Raw genomic sequence first — 18,249 nt, forward strand, 5'->3', positions numbered from 1 at the left:
TAGTAATCGCGCTTGACTCAGACCATCAAGGAGCTTTAGACCGCGTGCCGCACCGCGGCCCGCCAGTAGTAGCCGGGCGAACCGCCGTGCACGGCGGCGGCGTCGATGACCAGCCGCACCACCTCGCCGCCGGCAGCGGGGACGGAGAACATCGGCTCGAGGAGCACCTCCTCGAGCACTGCACGCAGGGCGCGGGCCCCGGTGCCCCGCGCCTGCGCCCGCCGCGCCACCGCCTCAAGGCCGTCGGCGGTGATCTCGAGCTCACAGCCGTCGCGGGCGAACAGGAGCTGGTATTGACGGATTAGGGCGTTGCGCGGCTCGGTCAGGATACGGATTAAGTGCTCGGTGGATAGCGGCTGCAGGCACTCGACCACCGGCAGGCGACCAACCAGCTCGGGGACCAGGCCGAAACGCTGCAGCGCAGCGGCGCGATGGGCCATGGGCGCCGCCGGGCCAGTGGCGGCAGCGGTGAAACCCGCACCCGGGCGCTCGGCGGCGAGGGCCTCCAGGCCCTCGAAGGCGCCGCCGCAGATGAACAGGATCTGGCCGGTATCGACGGTAACCGGGCTGCCCTGGCACCCGGCGCTGGAGACCGTCACCCGGCGCCCTTCGAGCAGCTTGAGCAACGCCTGCTGCGCCCCCTCGCCGGCCAAATCGGGTCCGCCTTCGACCCCACCCCGGGCGGCGAGCTTGTCGATCTCGTCGATGTAGACAATGCCCCGCGCAGCCCGCTCCGGATCGGCGTCACAGGCCGCGAGCAGCCGCCCGATCACCGCTTCGACATCCTCGCCGGCGTAGCCGGAGGCGGTCAGCGTGGTGGCGTCAACGCTCACGAAGGGGACCTCGACGCAGCGCGCCAGGCACTCGGCCAGGTGGCTCTTGCCGGTGCCGCTGGGGCCGACAAGCAGGATGTTGCTCTTGCCCAGCTGCACCGACTCGCCGCGGGCGGCAGCGACCAGGCGTTTGTAGTGGTTGTAGACGGCGACCGAGAGGACCTTCTTGGCCTGCTCCTGACCGACGACGTAGTGATCCAGATAGCGGCGCAGCGACCGGGGCACCGGCAGGGAGGCGAGGATCCGCTGCTGCCGGCGCTCGCGATCGGCCTCCAGCGCTTCGTTGCAGCTGGCGATGCAGTGCTCGCAGATAAACGCCGCCTCGCCGCCGATCAGCGGCCCGGCGACCTGCTCATCGTGCCCGCAGAAGGAACAGCGCCGCTCGGTCTCCTCTGGCACACCCGGGATGCTCTCGGGGGCCTCGAGCCAGGCACCGGACACATCGCCACACCATCCCGGCATTGCACTCTCCCCGCTGCTCGTTTGCCATAGGCCTCACCCTGTTCCAACGGCAGGCCAGCAGGAACCTTGAGAGTGGTATACTCCCGTCCATGGATCGCAAACTACTCGACATCCTCTGCTGCCCGATCACCAAGCGCCCCCTGCAGCCGCTCTCGGCGCAGGAGCTGGAGGCGCTCAATCGCCACATCGCCGAGGGGCAGGCCCGCTACCTGGACGACACGGTGGTGGACGCGCCACTGGACGAGGGCCTGATCACCGACAACGGCAGCCGTATCTACCGGGTGGATGACGGCATCCCGGTGATGCTCGAAGAGCGCAGCATCCCGGGCGCCACCGCCGGGCGCGGCTGAGCGGCGAGACCCCTGCGGGAGGGCCGGTGAGCGAGGCAGGGCGGAGCATCGGCCAGGCGCTGCGCGAGGGCATCGATGCGCTGCGGGCGTCGAGCGCGTCGGCGCGGCTTGATGCCGAGCTGCTTCTCGCCGAGGTCCTCGGTGTCGGCCGCAGCCACCTGTTCGCCTTCCCCGAGCGCCCGGTCCCCACCGCGACCATCGACGCCTACCGGAACCTGCTCACCCGTCGGGCCGCCGGTGAGCCCGCGGCCTACCTGCTGCGCCGCTGCGAGTTCCGCGACCTGTCGCTGACGGTGACCCCGGCAGTCCTTGTGCCCCGCCCCGAGACCGAACACCTGGTCGAGCAGGCCCTGGCTTGCCTGCCCGCCGGGGGCAGCCTGCTCGAGCTGGGCACCGGCAGCGGCGCCATCGCCCTGGCGGTGGCCAGCGAACGCCCCGACGCCCGGATCACCGCCACCGAGCGCAGCGAGGCTGCCCTGGCCGTGGCGCGGGAGAACCGGCAACGCCTGGGACTGACGAGCGTGGAGCTGATCGCCGGTGACTGGGACGAGGGGGTGCCGGCCGGCCCCTTCCAGGTCATCGCCAGCAACCCACCTTACGTCGAGACCACCGCTCCGGAGTGGACCAACGGCGGCCTCGGGCACGAGCCGCGCGAGGCGCTGGCCGCCGGCTGCGACGGGCTGGCAGCTATCCGCAGCCTGCTTGCACCGGCTGCCGGAGAGCTGGCCCGGGGCGGCTGGCTGATGCTCGAGCACGGCGCTGCCCAGGGCGAGGCCGTGCGCGGGCTGTTCGCCGCCGCCGGGCTGGAACAGGTGCGCACCGAGCGCGACCTGGCCGGACTCGAGCGACTGACGCTGGGGAGACGACCGTGAACGACGAGCAGCTGCTGCGCTACAGCCGGCAGATCATGCTGCCGGAGCTCGATATTGCCGGGCAGCAGCGCCTGGCCGGCAGCCGGGCGCTGATCGTGGGCGCCGGCGGGCTGGGCTCGCCGCTGGCCCTCTACCTCGGGGCCGCCGGGGTGGGCGAACTGCGCATCGCCGATGACGACACCGTGGACCTGTCCAACCTGCAGCGCCAGATCGCCCACCGCCACGACGCCATCGGCCAGCCCAAAGCGACCTCAGCGGCGCGGGCCGTCGCCGCTCGCAACCCGGAGATCACCCTCTCGCCGCTGCAGGAGCACCTCGAGGGCGGGCGCCTGAGCGCTGAGGTGGCCGCTGCCGACGTGGTCATCGACGCCACCGACAACTTCGCCACCCGCTTCGCCCTCAACGCCGCCTGCGTGGCGGCACAGCGGCCGCTGGTCAGTGCCGCGGTGATCCGTTGGGAGTTGCAGGTCACCGCCTTCCGCCCCGGCGGACGACCCTGCTACCGCTGCATCTACGCCGAAGGGGATGAGCCGCAGCTGACCTGCAGCGAAAGCGGGGTGCTCGGCCCCCTGCCCGGCGTGGCAGGGACCCTCGAGGCGGTGGAGGCGATCAAGATCCTCTCCGGCGCCGGCGACCCCCTCTTCGGCCGCCTGCTGCTGATCGACGCCCTGCGCATGCGCCTGCGCACACTGACCGTGAACGCCGACCCCCACTGCCCGGTCTGCGCCGACGCGGCGTAGACCCCAGTCAGTGGTAGCTATCGCTGCCCGGGGCAGCGTTGGCGTCGCTGAGCACCTGCGCCACATCGACCCGGTCGTAGCTGTAGGTGGCGCCGCAGAACTGGCAGCGCACCTCGACCACACCCTCCTCGGCGAGCACCTGCTCGACCTCCTCGCGGCCGAGACCGCGGAGGATGGAGGCGATGCGGCCGGCCGAGCAGCGACACCGGAAGGCGAGCGTGCGCGGCTCGAAGACGCGCACGGTCTCCTGATGGAAAAGCCGGTGCAGGACATCGTGCGCCGGCCGCTCGAGCAGCTCGCGATCGGTCAGCGTCTCGGCCAGGTAGCCGATGCGATCCCAGGCGTCGGGATCCGCCTCGGTGGGCTGCGTGCCGCCACTGGCGGGCAGCCGCTGGAGCAGCAGCCCACCGGCCCGCCGGCCGTCGCAGGCCAGGTGCAAGCGGGTGGGCAGCTGCTCGGAATCCCGGAAGTAGGCTTCCAGCGTGGCCGCCAGACCGCCGTCATCGATGCCGACTACGCCCTGATAGCGCTGTCCCTCCTCCGGCTCGATGGTGATGGCCAGGCGGCCGCCGGCGCACAGCTCGGCGAGGCCGCCGCGGGCGGGTTCGCCCTCGTAACGGGCGGTTCCGCGGAGGGTCCCGTCGGAGGCGTCCACCTGGGCCAGCAGCATGGACACCGCCGCGCCCTCGCCCCCCTCGACCTGGAGGCTGAGCACACCGTCGGAGCGGATGGTGGCACACATCAGCGCCGCCGCAACCATGGCTTCGCCGAGTAGACGCGCCACCGCCGGCGGGTAGTCGTGGTGCTCACGAACGGCGGCGAACACCTGATCCAGCTGCACGATCTCGCCGCGTACGTCCGCGTTCTCGAAGATGAAGCGTTGACTGGCGTCGCTCACGATCCGTCCAGCTTTCTCTTGAGTAGCTCGTTGACCTGCTGCGGGTTGGCCTTGCCGCCGGAGGCCTTCATGACCTGCCCGACGAAGAAGCCGAAGAGCTTCTCCTTGCCCGCACGGTACTGCTCGAGCTGCTTCGGGTTGTTGGCGATGGCCTCGTCGACTAGGGCCTCGATGGCCGAGGTGTCGGTGACCTGCTTGAGGCCCTTACTCTCGATCACCTCGTCCGGCTCGCCCTCGCCGGCCCACATGGCCTCGAAGACATCCTTGGCGCCACGGCTCGAGAGGGTCTCGTCCTCGACCCGGGCCACCAGCTTGCCGAGCATCTCCGGGGTGACCGGCGAGTCGCCGATCTCCCGACCATCCTTGTTGAGGTAGGCGAGCAGCTCGCTCATCAGCAGGTTGGCAGTGCGCTTGGCGAAGCCGCCGGACTCGCTGACCGCGTGCTCGAAGTAATCGGCCATGTCCCGGGTGGCGGTCAGCACGCCGGCGTCGTAGGCCGGCAGGCCGTACTCCTCCTCGAAGCGCCGGCGCTTCTCGTCCGGCAGTTCGGGCAGGGTCTCGCGCACCTCTTCGACCAGCGCCGAGTCCACCTCCACGGGGAGCAGGTCCGGCTCCGGGAAGTAGCGGTAGTCGTTGGCCTCCTCCTTGGTGCGCATGGAGCGGGTGACGCCCTTGTCGACGTCGTAGAGGCGGGTTTCCTGGACGACTTCACCGCCGGACTCGAGCAGATCGATCTGCCGCTCGACTTCGTACTCGAGGGCCCGCTCGACGAAGCGGAAGGAGTTGAGGTTCTTGAGTTCGGCGCGGGTGCCGAAGGCTTGCTGCCCGGCCGGACGCACCGAGACGTTGGCGTCGCAGCGGAAGGAACCTTCCTGCATGTTGCCGTCGCAGATCTCCAGGTAGCGCACCAGGGCGTGGAGCTTCTTCATGTAGGCGGCGGCCTCGGCCGGCGAGCGCAGATCCGGTTCCGAGACGATCTCCATCAGCGGCGTCCCCGCGCGGTTGAGATCCACCCCGGTCATGCCGTGGAAATCCTCATGCAGGGACTTGCCGGCATCCTCCTCGAGGTGGGCACGGGTGATGCCGATGCGCTTGCCGACGCCGTCCTCGAGTTCGATGTCCAGCTGACCACCCTCGACGATGGGCAGGTCGTACTGCGAGATCTGATAACCCTTGGGCAGATCGGGGTAGAAGTAGTTCTTGCGCGCAAAGACCGACCGCGGCGCGATGCGCGCCCCGACGGCCAGGCCGAACTTGATGGCCATGCGCACCACCTCGCGGTTGAGCACTGGCAGCACCCCGGGCATGCCGAGGTCCACCGGACAGGCCTGGGTGTTCGGCTCGGCGCCGTAGGCGGTCGGCGCGCCGGAGAAGATCTTGGTGCGGGTCGCGAGCTGCGCGTGGATCTCGAGACCGATGACGGTTTCCCACTTCATGGGTGCGGTCGCTCCGTAGGCTTTGGGCGCGTCGAGCGGACGCGGGCGTTGGTTCCAGGGTATCCGGGGTCGCCCCGCATCTACTCGAACCCTTCAGGGACCTGCTTGTGCCAGTCCGTAACCTGTTGGTACTTGTGCCCGACGTTCAGCAGCCGGGCTTCGTCGAAGTAGCCGCCGATCAGCTGCAGCCCCACGGGCCGGCCGCGCGAGAAGCCGGCGGGGACCGACAGGCCGGGCAGGCCGGCGAGGTTCACCCCGAGGGTGTAGATGTCGGAGAGATACATCTGCACCGGGTCATCGGCGCGCTCGCCCAGATCGAAGGCCGGGGTCGGCGAGGTGGGGCCGGCCAGCACGTCGACCTGCTCCAGCGCCTGGCGGAAGTCGTCCGCCACCAGGCGGCGGATCTGCTGCGCCTTGCGGTAATAGGCGTCGTAATAGCCGGCGGACAGCGCGTAGGTGCCAACCAGAATGCGGCGCTGGACCTCGTCGCCGAAGCCCTCGGCACGGCTGCGCTTGTAGAGATCCTCCAGATCCTGCGGGTCAGCGCAACGGTGGCCGAAACGCACGCCGTCAAAGCGCGCCAGGTTGGACGAGGCCTCGGCCGGCGCGATGACGTAGTAGGCCGGCAGGGCCAGCTCCATGTTGGGCAGCTGCACCTCGACGAGTTCGGCGCCCTCGCCCTCAAGCACCTGCAGGGAGGCCTCGACCCGGGAGCGGACGTCGGGATCGAGCCCCTCGCCGAAGAACTCCCGCGGTACGCCGATGCGCAGCCCCTTGATTGAGCGGTTGAGCGACTCGCTGTAGTCGGGCACCACATGGTCGACGCTGGTCGAGTCGCGCTCGTCCAGGCCGGCCATCGGACCAAGCAGCAGCGCCAGGTCCTCGGCAGTGCGTGCGAACGGCCCGGCCTGATCGAGGCTGGAGGCGAAGGCCACCATGCCGTAGCGCGAAACGCGGCCGTAGGTGGGCTTGAGTCCGCAGATCCCGGAGAGTGCCGCCGGCTGCCGGATCGAGCCGCCGGTGTCGGTCCCCGTGGCAGCCGGGGCCAGGCGCGCCGCCACAGCGGCGGCCGAGCCGCCGGAGGAGCCGCCGGGGACCGCGTCCAGGTCCCAGGGGTTGCGCACCGGACCGAAGTAGCTGGTCTCGTTGGACGACCCCATGGCGAACTCGTCCATGTTGGCTTTGCCGAGCATGACCACGCCGGCCTCGGCCAGACGCCGCACCACGGTGGCGTCGTACGGCGCACGAAAGGGCTCAAGCATGCGCGAGCCGCAGGTGGTCGCCACCCCGTCGGTACAGAAGATGTCCTTGTGGACCAGCGGCACGCCGGTCAGTGGCCCGGCCTCGCCGGCGCGCAGCCGGGCGTCGGCGGCGTCCGCGGCAGCTCGGGCCTGCTCGGCGGTGACGGTGATCAGGCTGTTGAGCCCGGGGTCGTACGTCTCGATGCGCTTGAGCAGGGCATCGGTGAGTTCACGGCTGGAGACTTCTCCGGCGTGCAACGCCGCGGAGATCTCGGCAACGGTCTTCTGGTGCATGGGTGTTCGGCTTCCGTTACTCGACGACGCGGGGGACGAGGTACAGGCCGGCCTCGACGGCCGGCGCCCCGGACTGATAGTGATCGCGCAGGTTGGGCTCGGTGACCTCGTCCGGGCGCAGGCGCTGCGTGGCATCCCAAGGGTGGGCCATAGGCTCGACGCCCTCGGTATCGACGCTTGCCATCTGCTCGACGAACTCCAGGATCCCCGTCAGGTCGCGGGCGTACCCGGAAACCGCCCCGTCGTCGATCCGGATGCGGGCCAGGTGCGCGATCTGCTGCACCTCATCTGCCTCGATGGCCATAGAGCCTTTCTCCCCATAACTGGCGCGATAGCAACCGTAAAACCTACCATAGCCCCGAGCTTGCCCAAACCCCGGGGCACTGCTAGATTGAGCCACCTTCGACCTTAGGAACGCTGGGCATGTTTAAGGGTATCCGCGGACTCTTCTCCAACGATCTATCCATCGATCTTGGCACGGCCAACACGCTGATCTACCTGCGCGGTCAGGGCATCGTCCTGAGCGAGCCGTCGGTGGTCGCCATCCAGCAGGATCGCGACGGCGGCAGCAAGCGCATCGCGGCGGTCGGCGCCGAGGCCAAGCGCATGCTCGGGCGCACCCCGGGGACGATCCGCGCCATCCGGCCCCTGAAGGACGGCGTCATCGCCGACTTCACGGTGACCGAGAAGATGCTCCAGCACTTTATCAAGAAAGTGCATGAGGCCCGTTTCTTCAAGCCCAGCCCGCGGGTGCTCGTCTGCGTGCCGTGCGGCTCGACCCAGGTCGAGCGCCGGGCCATCCGCGAGTCGGCGGCCGGCGCCGGGGCCCGCGAGGTGCACCTGATCGAGGAACCGATGGCGGCGGCCATCGGCGCCAATATGCCCGTCGACGAGGCCAGCGGCTCGATGGTGCTCGATGTCGGCGGCGGCACCTCGGAGGTCGCGGTGCTCTCGCTCAACGGCATCGTCTACTCCGCCTCGGTCCGCCTCGGCGGCGATCGCTTCGACGAAGCCATCGTCAACTACGTCCGTCGCAACTACGGGATCCTCATCGGAGAAGCCACCGCCGAGCGCATCAAACAGGAGATCGGTACCGCTTTCCCCGATACCGAGGTCAACGAGATCGAGGTCCGCGGCCGCAACCTGGCGCAGGGCGTGCCGCGCAGCTTCACCCTGAACTCCAATGAGATCCTCGAGGCGCTCCAGGAGCCGCTGTCCGGGATCGTCTCGGCGCTCAAGACCGCTCTGGAACAGACGCCGCCGGAACTCGGCGCCGACGTTGCCGAGCGCGGTATCGTGATCACTGGCGGCGGTGCGCTGCTGCGCAACCTCGACCGGCTGATCATGGAGGAGACCGGGCTGCCGGTGGTCGTCGCCGACGAGCCGCTGACCTGTGTCGCCCGTGGCGGTGGCCGGGCCCTGGAGCTCATGGACGAACGGGGCGCCGATCTGTTCGTCAGCGAATAGACGAACCACCGCAGCTGCAAACCCGGGTGGGGCCTGCGTTAGACTGGCAGGCTCCGCAAGCTGACGCTGCGAGGCTCGGTGAACCATTAAGCCGTTATTCACACAGGGTCCGTCGGCCACCGTGCGCCTGGTGCTGCTGGCCACGGTCTCGATCCTGCTCATGAGCCTGGACCACCGCGAGCACCTCGTCGAGCCGGTCCGCGAGACCGTCTCCGGGGTGGTGTATCCGCTGCGGTTCGTCGTCGACGCCCCCTTCTCCATCGCGGAACGGGTCTCCGAGCGGCTGGCCACACGCCATCAGATCATGGAGGAAAACCGCCAGCTGCGCGACCGGCACCTGGCGTACCAGGAGCGGCTCCAGCGCATGCAGGCCCTGGAGCGGGAGAACGAGCGCCTGCGCGAGCTGCTCGGCTCCTCGGAACGGCTCGAGACCGAGGTGGCCATCGCCGAGCTGATGCGCGTCGAGCTCGACCCCCACACCCACCTGGTCGAGATCGACCGCGGTGCCAGTCAGGGGGTGTTCGTCGGCCAGCCGGTCCTGGATGCCAACGGGGTCATGGGCCAGGTGGACCGGGTCGGACCCCGCTCGGCCAGCGTGCGGCTGATCTCCGACCCAAGCCACGCCATCCCGGTGGAGAACCATCGCAACGGGCTGCGCACCGTGGCTCTGGGCAGCGGCGACCCGCAGCGACTGGAGCTGGCCAACGTGCCGGGCAACGCCGACATCCGCGAGGGTGATCTGCTCACCGCCTCCGGGTTTGGCGGCGCCTTCCCACGCGGCTACCCGGTCGCCGAGGTCACCTCGGTGGAGGTGGAGGCCGGCGAGCCCTTCGCGCGGGTGACCGCCCGGCCGGCCGCGGAACTCGACCGCAGCCGCAAGCTGCTGCTGGTCTCCGTGGCCGACGACCCGGATACGCCCGGCGCCGAGGACGACGCCGGGGCCGCCGACGACAAGAGCGAGGACGAGTCTTGACGGGTCATCGGCCACGCAATGGGGGCGGGGTGATCCTGCTCAGCTTCATCATCGCCCTGATGCTGACCATCGTACCCATGCCGGGCTGGGCGCAGGAGTTCCGCCCGGAGTGGACGGCGCTGATCCTGCTCTACTGGAGCCTGGCGTTGCCCGAGCGCGTGGGCGTCGGCGTCGGGTGGCTGGCCGGGCTGTTCCAGGACGCCCTGCTCGGGACCCTGCTCGGGCAGCACGCCCTGGCCTTCGCCCTGATCGCCTTCCTGGCGCTGCGGCTGCACCAGCACCTGCGCCTGGTGCCGGTCTGGCAGCAGGCGCTGGTCGTGCTCGGGCTGCTGCTGGTGGCGCAGTTGGTGATCCTCTGGATCAACGGCATCATCGGACGGCCGGCACCGGACTGGCAGGCGTGGGCTGCGATCCTGGTTGGCGCTGCCATCTGGCCGATGGTCTTTCACATCATGAGGGGGGTGCGGCGCCGCTTCCAGGTGCAGTGACACCGGCGGGAACGGCGGGCAATGAGGTAGCTGGTGAGCCTTTCCATTCGCGATCAGCAACAGGACGCCTCCAGGATCCGGCGACGGATCGTGGTGGCCGGCGTGTTGTGCATCCTCGTGGTCGCCGGGCTGATGACCCAGATGGTGCGCCTGCAGGTGGTCGATCACCATCACTACGCCACCCTCTCCCAGGAGAACCGCATCAAGGTCAACGCGATCCCGCCGAGTCGCGGCCAGATCCTCGATCGCAATGGCGCCATCCTTGCGGAAAACCGCCCCTCTTACCAGCTGGTGGCGACCCCGGAGCGCGTCCCGGACATCGACACCATGCTCGACGAGGTCGGCGAGATCATCGAGATCACTGAGGCCCAGCGCGAGCGCTTCCTCAACCGCCTGAACAACTCCCGTCACTTCGAGGCCCTGCCGCTGCGCACCCGACTGGACGAGGAGGAAGTGGCCAAGCTCGCCGTCCACCGCCACCGCTTCCCCGGCCTGGAGGTGGATGCCCGGCTGGTACGCCACTACCCGCAGGGCCAGACCGGGAGTCACGCCGTGGGCTACGTCGGGCGCATCACCGCCCGGGACCTGCGCCGCATCGACCGCACTGCCTACCGCGGGACCAATCACATCGGTAAGAGCGGGATCGAGCACGCCTACGAACAGGTCCTCCACGGTGAGGTGGGCGTCGAGCGTGTGGAGACCAACGCCGCCGGCCGCGTGCTACGCACCCTCGACCGCCACCCGCCGCGATCCGGCGACGACCTCATCCTGACCCTAGACATCGATCTGCAGGACGCCGCAGAGCGCGCCCTGGGCGATCAGCGCGGGGCGGTGGTGGCCCTGGACCCGGACAGCGGCGACATCCTGGCCATGGCCAGCCGTCCGCACTACGACCCCAACAAGTTCGTCCGCGGCATGAGCCGGGAGCGCTTCCAGGAGCTGGAGGACACTGGCTGGCAACCGCTGATCAACCGCCCGATCCGCGGGCTCTATCCGCCGGCCTCCACCATCAAGCCCTTCGTCGGCCTGGCCGCCCTGGAACATGACGTCATCCGCCCGGATACCGAGATCCACTGCGACGGCAGCTATCACGTGGAGGGCCGCGACGAACCCTTCCGCTGCTGGCGGGACTGGGGGCACGGGGATACCGACTTTGTCCGGGCGGTGGCCGAGTCGTGCAACGTCTTCTTCTACGACACCGCCTTCCGCCTCGGGATCGATCGGATGTCCGCGTTCCTCGAGCCGTTCGGCTTCGGCACGCCGACCCGGGTGGACACCTCCGGCGAACGCAGCGGGATCCTCCCCAACCGCGACTGGAAGCGCCGTGCCCTGGGCGGCGGCTGGTACCACGGCGAGACCGTGATTACCGGCATCGGCCTGGGCTACTTCAGCACCACGCCCATGCAGCTGGCCCGGGCCACCGCCATCCTGGCGAACCAGGGACGCATCGTCGAACCGCGCCTGGTCCAGACGATCCGCGATGGCGAAGCGGGACACGAGTCGCGAACCGCCGCTAGCACCCCCCAGGAACGCATCGAGCTGAACGACCCGGAGCACTGGGAGCTCACTACCGAGGCCATGCGAGCCGCCGTCGAGCACCCCCGCGGCACGGCGCGGCTGATCGGCGACGATCTGGACTACAGCCTGGCCGGCAAGACCGGTACCGCGCAGGTCACCGAGAGCCGCGAGGACGACGACGAGGAGGAGATCCCCGAGCATCTGCGCAGTCACGCCCTGTTCATCGGTTTCGCGCCAGCGGAGGATCCGGAGATCGCCGTGGTCGTGGTGGTCGAGAACGCCGAGGGCGGCGGCGGTGCCGCAGCGGCCCCGGTGGCCCGCGCCGTTACCGATGTCTGGCTGACCGAAGATTACGCCTTCCTCGAGGACCTGGAGGCCGGCCGCATCGACGAGAGCGAGGTCGAGGACGAGGAAGAGGCCCCGATGGAGCTGATGCCATGAGCACAAGCGCCCTGCCCGGCAGCCAGGGGGTTGGTGTCCGGCTCTCGTTCCTGCAGTCGCGACTACACCTCGACGGGGTGCTGCTGACCGCGTTGGCCGCTGTCGCCGCCTTCGGCGTGGCAGTCCTATACAGCGCCTTCGGCGAGGACTGGGACCAGACCCGGAACCAGGTCATCCGCGTCTCCTTCGGCTTCCTGGCGCTATTCGCCTGCGCGCAGATTCCGCCGCGCACCCTGCGCCGCTGGGCACCTTGGGTCTTCGGCGTGGGCATGGCGCTGCTGGCCGCGGTGATGGTCATGGGCGTCATCGGTCAGGGGGCGCAGCGCTGGATCGACCTCGGCTTCATGCGCTTCCAGCCGGCCGAGCTGATGAAACTGGCCCTGCCGCTGATGCTCGCCTGGCTGCTGGCCGATCACGACATCCCGCCCCGCCCGCGGCGCGTGATGCTGGCGCTGGTGCTGATCGCCGCGCCGGTCGGGATGATCGCCGTCCAGCCGGACCTGGGCACCGCCGTGCTGGTGGCGGCCTCAGGCTTCTTCATCCTCTTCCTGGCCGGCCTGGGGTGGCGGTGGATCCTGGGCGGCGTCGCCGGAGCCGGCGCCGCGGCACCGCTGCTGTGGTTCTTCGTCATGCACGACTACCAGCGCGCCCGGGTACTGACCTTCCTCAACCCCGAGAACGACCCCCTCGGCGCGGGCTACCACATCATCCAGTCGAAGATCGCCATCGGCTCCGGCGGGCTGTTCGGCAAGGGCTGGCTCAACGGCTCCCAGGCGCACCTGGAGTTCATTCCTGAACGCCACACCGACTTCGTGCTGGCGGTGGTGGCCGAGGAGTTCGGCCTGATGGGCGTGGCGCAGCTGCTCGCCGTCTATCTAATCATCGTCGGCCGCGGCCTCTACATCGCCGCCCGCGCTCAGGACAACTTCAGCCGTCTGCTCGCCGGCAGCATCTCGCTGACGTTCTTTATCTACGTCCTGGTCAACGCCGGGATGGTCTCGGGGCTGCTGCCTGTGGTCGGTCTGCCGTTGCCGCTGGTCAGCTACGGCGGCTCGTCACTGGTGACCATCATGGCGGCTTTCGGTATTCTCATGGCCATTCACACCCACCGTCGTCTCTGGTCGTGAGGGCCTGCAGCCGGTCATGAACCAACGCCTCCGTCACGCCACCGTGGCACTGCTGTGCGCCAGTGCGCTGCTCGGCACTGCCACCGCCACCACCACCGAGCGCGAGCGTTTCGCCGATCAAGTGGCCGAGCGCCACGACCTGGACGCCGAGCACCTGCGCGCGGTGCTCGCCGCCGCCGAGCACGATGAGCGGGTGCTCGAGCGCATCGCCGCCCCGGCCGAAGGACTCCCCTGGCACGAGTACCGCGGGATCTTCCTCACCGAAGAGCGCATTGCTGCCGGCCGCGACTACGGATCCGAGCACCGCCGAATGCTTGCCGAGGTCAGCGACGAGCACGGCGTGCCCGAGCCGGTGATCCTGGCCATCCTCGGCGTGGAGAGCTACTACGGCCAACGCCGCGGCGACCACCGGGTCCTCGACGCCCTGAGCACGCTGGGCTTCTCCGACCACCCGCGTGCCGGCTTCTTCCGGGACGAGCTGGAGGCCTACCTACTGCTCAGCCACGAGAACGAGTGGGACCCCACGGAGCCCACCGGCTCCTACGCCGGCGCCCTGGGTAAGGCGCAGTTCATCCCGTCGAGCTACCGCGCCTACGCCGTGGATCAGGACGGCGACGGGCGCCGCGACCTGATCGACAACCCGGCGGATGCCGCCGGCAGCGCCGCCCACTACCTGGCCCGGCACGGCTGGGAGCCCGGCGCGCCGGTAGCCCGCCGGGTGGAGGCCGAGGGCGCAGACTGGCAGCAGGCGCTGGCCGACACCAACCGCCCCGTGCCCGCCCGAAAGACCGTCGCCGAGCTGGAGGCGCTGGGGGTCGAGGTGCCGGAGTCGCTCGACGGCGACACCCCGGCGGCGCTCATCGAACTCGAGGGCGAAAGCGGCCCGCAGCTGTGGCTGACGCTGCAGAACTTCTACGTCCTGACCCGTTACAACCACAGCGCCCTCTACGCCATGGCCGTCTACCAGCTGGCCGAGGCCATTGCCGGGGGGCAACCCGAGTGAGGCCGCTTGCCACGGTGCTGCTCACTACGGCCAGCGGCGTAGCACTGATCGCCGGCTGCGCCGCCCCGGAGCGCGACCTGCCACCGCCCCGTCCGGATGAGGACCCGGCCGAACGGGTTGCCACCGACGGGCCCTCGGATCGCGACCCCGAGGAACTCGCCCGCCTGCCCGACGCCGTACCGCAGGACGTGCCGCCGAGCCGCTACGGCAATCCCGACCAGTACGAGGTCTTCGGCGAGACCTACCACACCATGAGCCGGGAAGAGGCCGAGGGCTTCACCCAGCGCGGGCGCGCCTCCTGGTACGGGACCAAGTTCCACGGCCGGCGCACCTCCAGCGGCACCCCCTACGACATGTACGCCATGACCGCCGCCCACCGCGAGCTTCCGCTGCCCACTTGGGTGGAGGTCACCAACCTGGAAAACGACCGCCGGGCGGTGGTCAAGGTCAACGACCGGGGCCCCTTCGTCGACCCCGACGAGCGCATCCTGGATCTGTCTTATGCCGCCGCGGTGCGCCTGGACGTGGCCGATCAAGGCACGGCCCCGGTGAAGATCCGCGTGGTGACCCCGGACGATCCGCCGCGGGACAAGGCCGACAACACGGATGCCGAGGTCGGCGATGCGCCGGCGGTGGAGACCTTCGGCGTCGACGATGAACGCGAGCCCGATCCCATCGAGGAGCTGATCACTGCACGGGAGGAGCGCGAGGACGAAAACGACTCCGGCAACACGCCCGCCTCCGCCGGCATCCCGGCAACGGTCCAGGTGCGCACCGCCGACCGCCTGCTGGACGAGGCCGGGGCGATCCAGCCGATCGCCATCCATCTGCAGACCGGCGTGTTCGGCCAGCGCGAGAACGCCGAGCGAATGCGGACCCGGATTCGCGAACTGGACCCGGAAGCCGAAGTGGCCGTCGAGGAGATCGATGGGGCCGAGGGGCCGCTGCACCGCGTTCGCCTGGGGCCGCTGGAGAACCTCGCCGACGTGGACCGCCTAGAACGGACCCTGGAGGAGGCGGGGATCGATCACTACCGCATCACCCCGTAACCCCCCCGCCCCCACCCGCAAACGCGTTACAATGAGAGCTCGTTGTGCCATCCGTCGAGACCGCCGCCATTCCGATGATGAGACGAACCCTCCTACGACTGCTCGTCCCCGCCCTGCTGACCGCCGGGCTCCTTCCCATTGCCACCGCCGACGACCGCTGGGGTACGCCCATCGTCGAATCGGTCCCCACGCCATCGCCGCCGAGCATCGGCGCACCGAGCCACCTGCTCGTCGACATGCACAGCGGCTACATCCTCGCCCACCGCGACCCCGAGGAGAGCTGGGAGCCGGCCAGTCTGGCCAAGATCATGACCGCCTACGTGGTCTTCGAGGAGCTCGCTGACGGGCACATCGGACTCGAGGACAAGGTTACCGTCAGCGAGAACGCCTGGCGCTCCAGCGGATCGCGGATGTTCCTGGAGGTCGGCAACGAAGTCACCGTGGCCGAGCTGCTGCAGGGGCTGATCGTGCAATCCGGCAACGACGCCGCCGTGGCGCTGGCCGAGCACGTGGCCGGGGACGAGGACACCTTCGCCCAGGTCATGAACCAGTACGCCAGCCGCCTGGGCATGGAGAACACCCGTTACACCAACGCCACGGGCATGCCCCATGAGCAGATGCGCACCACGGCCAGGGACACGGCGCGCCTGGCCCGGGCCATGATCGACGACTTCCCCGAGTTCTACGACTGGTACTCGCAGCGCTCCTTCGAGTACGCGGGGATCAACCAGCACAACCGCAACCGCCTGCTCTGGCGCGACGAGACCGTCGACGGGCTGAAGACCGGCTACACCAGCTCCGCCGGCTACAACCTGGTCACCTCCGCCGAGCGCGGGGGCATGCGCCTGATCTCCGTGGTCCTCGGTACCGAAAGCGAGGATGCGCGGGCCCAGCAGAGCCTGCAGCTACTCAACTACGGCTTCCGCTTCTTCGAGACCCACCGCCTCTACAGCGCCGGCGAGCAGCTGACCGAGGCGCGCGCCTGGATGGGCGAGGTCGACTCCGTGGCCCTGGGCATCCCGGACGATCTCTACGTGACCATCCCCCGCCAAGAGTACGACAACCTCACCGCCTCGGTAAGCGTCGACGGCCAGATCCGCGCCCCGGTGGCGGCTGGCACGGAGATTGGCACGCTGAAGATCGAGCTTGCCGGCAGCGTGATCCACGAGGAGCCGCTGATCGCCATGGAGGACGTCGAAGAGGGGGGCCTCTGGCGCCGCATGATCGACCAGGTCTGGCTGCAGTTCGAGTAGCCGATGGGCAATCCGGCGACCTGCTACCTCAACGGCGAGCTGATGGCGCTCGCCTCGGCGCGGATCTCGCCCCTGGATCGCGGCTTTCTTTTCGGCGACGGGGTCTACGAGGTGATCCCCTGCTACGGTGGCGTGCCCTTCCGGCTCGATGCGCACCTGCGGCGGCTGGCCAACTCACTGGCGGCCATCGACTTGGCCGATCCGCTCTCCCCAAGGGGCTGGACGGAGGTCTTCGAGCAGGTCTGCCGGGCTAACGGCGGCGGCGATCAGTCGCTCTACCTCCAGGTCACCCGGGGCTGCCCCGAGCGGCGCACCCACGAGTTCCCCGGGCGCAGCGAGCCGACCGTCTTTGTCATGAGCTCACCGCTGCCGGCGGCCGGTGCCTTTGCCGACGGGCTGCACGCCACCCTGCGCGAGGACCTGCGCTGGGCCCGCTGCGACATCAAGGCGGTAGCCCTACTGCCCAATGTGCTGCTGCGCCAGGAGGCCATCGCCGCCGGCGCCGACGAGGCCATCCTGCACCGCGATGGACAGATCACCGAGGGTGCGGCGAGCACGGTCTTCCTCGTCCGCGACGGCGAGCTGGCGACACCGGCGCTTCACCCCGGCCTGCTCCCCGGGATCACGCGGGAAGTAATCCTCGAGCTGGCCGAGCAGCACGGGCTACCCTTTCGGTGTCGCCCGATCGGCCTGGACGAACTGCGGTCGGCGGACGAAGTCTGGCTGTCGAGCGCCACCAAGGAGGTCGCCCCGGTGCTGCGCATCGACGGAGACCCGGTGGGCAACGGCAGCCCCGGGCCGGTGTTCGCGGCCATGCGGGGCTGGTTCACCCGACTGCGTGAGGCAACCGCCCGCGGGAGGCAGCCATGAGCGAATTCAACGCCGACAATACGCCCCTGGAGTTCCCCTGCCGGATCGGGGTCAAGGCCATGGGACACGCCGGCGCCGACCTGGCCACGCGCGTCGAGCGCATCGCCGCCGGCCACGCTACGATCCTCGAGGTGCGCACCACCGGCAGCCGCACCGGCCGCTATGTGTCGGTAACGGTGACCATCGAGGCCCACAGCCGCGACCAGCTCGAGGGGCTCTACCGCGAGCTCAATGCCGATGACGCCATCATGGTGACCCTCTAGGAGGCCGCCCTTTTGCCCTGCGCCCTCGAACACATCCATACCCGCTACCTGGGTGAGCAGCCTTACGAGGCCACCTGGTCCGCCATGCGCACCTTCACCGACGAGCGCAGCGCCGCGACGGCCGATGAGCTCTGGCTGCTCCAGCACCCGCCGGTCTACACCCTGGGCCAGGCGGGCCGCGCGGAGCACATCCTCGATGCCGGCGAGACGCCGGTGGTGCGCACTGACCGCGGCGGCCAGGTCACCTGGCACGGTCCGGGGCAACTGGTTGCCTACCCCCTACTCGACCTGCGGCGCTGGAACCTGGGGGTACGCACCCTGGTCCACGCCCTGGAGCAGGCGGTCATCTCGCTGCTCGCCGCCTACGGGGTCCCCTCAGGCCGCCGTGAGGACGCCCCGGGGGTCTACGTGGAGGGGGCCAAGGTAGCCGCGCTGGGGATCCGGGTCCGCCGGGGCTGCAGCTATCACGGGCTGTCGCTGAACGTCAGCAACGACCTAAACCCCTTCCAGCGCATCAACCCCTGCGGCCATGCCGGTCTGCCCACGACGCGGCTGCGTGACCTGGGCATCACCACGTCGCTGGACCGGCTCGAGGTGGAACTGGGCATCTATCTGCTGCAGGCCATCGACGCCGCCTCCCGCGAACCCCGCCAAGAGCCCGCCTGAGGGTA

At 69.6% G+C, this 18,249-nt stretch carries 19 protein-coding genes; 14 read left to right on the forward strand and 5 right to left on the reverse strand.

Annotated elements, in window-relative coordinates; genetic code table 11:
* Positions 1-35: 35 nt before the first annotated feature.
* Entirely contained in the window at positions 36-1,295 is a 1,260-nt protein-coding gene (gene clpX, locus LRG07_RS05420) for an ATP-dependent Clp protease ATP-binding subunit ClpX (protein ID WP_201169771.1), read from the reverse strand.
* 89 nt (positions 1,296-1,384) lie between these two features.
* Here clpX and LRG07_RS05425 point away from each other — a divergent pair, with 89 nt between their 5' ends.
* Genes LRG07_RS05425 through LRG07_RS05435 form a run of 3 tightly spaced genes read left to right on the forward strand, consistent with a single transcriptional unit; the run spans position 1,385 to position 3,257 of the window.
* The gene (locus tag LRG07_RS05425) at positions 1,385-1,645 is read left to right on the forward strand and encodes a Trm112 family protein (protein ID WP_201169773.1); all 261 of its coding nucleotides are present in this window, start codon (positions 1,385-1,387) and stop codon (positions 1,643-1,645) included.
* 26 nt (positions 1,646-1,671) lie between these two features.
* Positions 1,672-2,517 (forward strand): peptide chain release factor N(5)-glutamine methyltransferase, encoded by an 846-nt coding sequence (prmC, locus tag LRG07_RS05430; RefSeq protein WP_238641945.1) that lies wholly within the window; start codon positions 1,672-1,674, stop codon positions 2,515-2,517.
* Positions 2,514-3,257 carry a molybdopterin-synthase adenylyltransferase MoeB gene (locus tag LRG07_RS05435; protein WP_201169776.1) on the forward strand — a complete coding sequence of 248 codons (744 nt, stop codon included), beginning with the start codon at positions 2,514-2,516 and terminating at the stop codon, positions 3,255-3,257. Before prmC ends, LRG07_RS05435 begins: the two co-directional genes overlap by 4 nt.
* A gap of 7 nt (positions 3,258-3,264) precedes the next feature.
* Here LRG07_RS05435 and hslO read toward each other — a convergent pair whose 3' ends face one another.
* From hslO to gatC, 4 genes are all read right to left on the reverse strand, one after another.
* Entirely contained in the window at positions 3,265-4,155 is an 891-nt protein-coding gene (hslO, locus tag LRG07_RS05440) for an Hsp33 family molecular chaperone HslO (protein ID WP_238641946.1), read from the reverse strand.
* Positions 4,152-5,591 carry an Asp-tRNA(Asn)/Glu-tRNA(Gln) amidotransferase subunit GatB gene (gene gatB, locus LRG07_RS05445; RefSeq protein ID WP_201169779.1) on the reverse strand — a complete coding sequence of 480 codons (1,440 nt, stop codon included), beginning with the start codon at positions 5,589-5,591 and terminating at the stop codon, positions 4,152-4,154. Before gatB ends, hslO begins: the two co-directional genes overlap by 4 nt.
* 80 nt (positions 5,592-5,671) lie before the next feature.
* A complete protein-coding gene (gene gatA, locus LRG07_RS05450; RefSeq protein WP_201169780.1) occupies positions 5,672-7,126 on the reverse strand; it encodes an Asp-tRNA(Asn)/Glu-tRNA(Gln) amidotransferase subunit GatA in 1,455 nt (484 codons plus the stop codon).
* A 16-nt stretch (positions 7,127-7,142) separates the two neighbouring features.
* Positions 7,143-7,430, reverse strand: coding sequence for an Asp-tRNA(Asn)/Glu-tRNA(Gln) amidotransferase subunit GatC (gene gatC, locus LRG07_RS05455; protein ID WP_201169782.1), 288 nt, complete (start codon positions 7,428-7,430; stop codon positions 7,143-7,145).
* A gap of 119 nt (positions 7,431-7,549) precedes the next feature.
* Here gatC and LRG07_RS05460 point away from each other — a divergent pair, with 119 nt between their 5' ends.
* From LRG07_RS05460 to lipB, 11 genes are all read left to right on the forward strand, one after another.
* Positions 7,550-8,593 carry a rod shape-determining protein gene (locus tag LRG07_RS05460; protein WP_201169784.1) on the forward strand — a complete coding sequence of 348 codons (1,044 nt, stop codon included), beginning with the start codon at positions 7,550-7,552 and terminating at the stop codon, positions 8,591-8,593.
* Between the two features lie 85 nt (positions 8,594-8,678).
* Positions 8,679-9,566, forward strand: coding sequence for a rod shape-determining protein MreC (mreC, locus tag LRG07_RS05465; protein WP_370641502.1), 888 nt, complete (start codon positions 8,679-8,681; stop codon positions 9,564-9,566).
* Complete coding sequence (gene mreD, locus LRG07_RS05470) at positions 9,563-10,054, forward strand: rod shape-determining protein MreD (protein WP_201241904.1); 492 nt, start codon at positions 9,563-9,565, stop codon at positions 10,052-10,054. The genes mreC and mreD overlap by 4 nt, the downstream gene beginning before the upstream one ends.
* Before the next feature lie 33 nt (positions 10,055-10,087).
* Positions 10,088-12,013, forward strand: coding sequence for a penicillin-binding protein 2 (mrdA, locus tag LRG07_RS05475; protein ID WP_238633320.1), 1,926 nt, complete (start codon positions 10,088-10,090; stop codon positions 12,011-12,013).
* Positions 12,010-13,140, forward strand: coding sequence for a rod shape-determining protein RodA (gene rodA / locus LRG07_RS05480; protein ID WP_238633319.1), 1,131 nt, complete (start codon positions 12,010-12,012; stop codon positions 13,138-13,140). Before mrdA ends, rodA begins: the two co-directional genes overlap by 4 nt.
* 16 nt (positions 13,141-13,156) lie before the next feature.
* Positions 13,157-14,143, forward strand: a complete 987-nt coding sequence (mltB, locus tag LRG07_RS05485; protein ID WP_238633318.1) for a lytic murein transglycosylase B — start codon at positions 13,157-13,159, stop codon at positions 14,141-14,143.
* Complete coding sequence (locus LRG07_RS05490) at positions 14,140-15,192, forward strand: septal ring lytic transglycosylase RlpA family protein (protein ID WP_238634709.1); 1,053 nt, start codon at positions 14,140-14,142, stop codon at positions 15,190-15,192. Before mltB ends, LRG07_RS05490 begins: the two co-directional genes overlap by 4 nt.
* A gap of 74 nt (positions 15,193-15,266) precedes the next feature.
* Positions 15,267-16,445 carry a D-alanyl-D-alanine carboxypeptidase family protein gene (locus tag LRG07_RS05495; RefSeq protein ID WP_201242975.1) on the forward strand — a complete coding sequence of 393 codons (1,179 nt, stop codon included), beginning with the start codon at positions 15,267-15,269 and terminating at the stop codon, positions 16,443-16,445.
* Between the two features lie 3 nt (positions 16,446-16,448).
* Positions 16,449-17,315, forward strand: coding sequence for a D-amino acid aminotransferase (locus LRG07_RS05500; RefSeq protein ID WP_201242973.1), 867 nt, complete (start codon positions 16,449-16,451; stop codon positions 17,313-17,315).
* Positions 17,312-17,578 (forward strand): YbeD family protein, encoded by a 267-nt coding sequence (locus tag LRG07_RS05505; RefSeq protein WP_201169802.1) that lies wholly within the window; start codon positions 17,312-17,314, stop codon positions 17,576-17,578. The genes LRG07_RS05500 and LRG07_RS05505 overlap by 4 nt, the downstream gene beginning before the upstream one ends.
* Before the next feature lie 12 nt (positions 17,579-17,590).
* Positions 17,591-18,244, forward strand: a complete 654-nt coding sequence (gene lipB / locus LRG07_RS05510) for a lipoyl(octanoyl) transferase LipB (RefSeq protein WP_201169804.1) — start codon at positions 17,591-17,593, stop codon at positions 18,242-18,244.
* Positions 18,245-18,249 lie beyond the last annotated feature (5 nt).

Origin of the sequence: Halorhodospira sp. 9622, from assembly GCF_022228025.1 — a bacterium.
GTDB classification, from domain to species: domain Bacteria; phylum Pseudomonadota; class Gammaproteobacteria; order Nitrococcales; family Halorhodospiraceae; genus Halorhodospira; species Halorhodospira halophila_A.

Bases quoted from the DNA above. Each gene is read 5' to 3' on its own strand.
- clpX (WP_201169771.1), bottom strand. From the start codon at position 1,295: ATGCCGGGATGGTGTGGCGATGTGTCCGGTGCCTGGCTCGAGGCCCCC.
- LRG07_RS05425 (WP_201169773.1), top strand. From the start codon at position 1,385: ATGGATCGCAAACTACTCGACATCCTCTGCTGCCCGATCACCAAGCGC.
- gatB (WP_201169779.1), bottom strand. From the start codon at position 5,591: ATGAAGTGGGAAACCGTCATCGGTCTCGAGATCCACGCGCAGCTCGCG.
- gatA (WP_201169780.1), bottom strand. From the start codon at position 7,126: ATGCACCAGAAGACCGTTGCCGAGATCTCCGCGGCGTTGCACGCCGGA.
- gatC (WP_201169782.1), bottom strand. From the start codon at position 7,430: ATGGCCATCGAGGCAGATGAGGTGCAGCAGATCGCGCACCTGGCCCGC.
- LRG07_RS05460 (WP_201169784.1), top strand. From the start codon at position 7,550: ATGTTTAAGGGTATCCGCGGACTCTTCTCCAACGATCTATCCATCGAT.
- rodA (WP_238633319.1), top strand. From the start codon at position 12,010: ATGAGCACAAGCGCCCTGCCCGGCAGCCAGGGGGTTGGTGTCCGGCTC.
- mltB (WP_238633318.1), top strand. From the start codon at position 13,157: ATGAACCAACGCCTCCGTCACGCCACCGTGGCACTGCTGTGCGCCAGT.
- LRG07_RS05495 (WP_201242975.1), top strand. From the start codon at position 15,267: ATGATGAGACGAACCCTCCTACGACTGCTCGTCCCCGCCCTGCTGACC.
- LRG07_RS05500 (WP_201242973.1), top strand. From the start codon at position 16,449: ATGGGCAATCCGGCGACCTGCTACCTCAACGGCGAGCTGATGGCGCTC.
- LRG07_RS05505 (WP_201169802.1), top strand. From the start codon at position 17,312: ATGAGCGAATTCAACGCCGACAATACGCCCCTGGAGTTCCCCTGCCGG.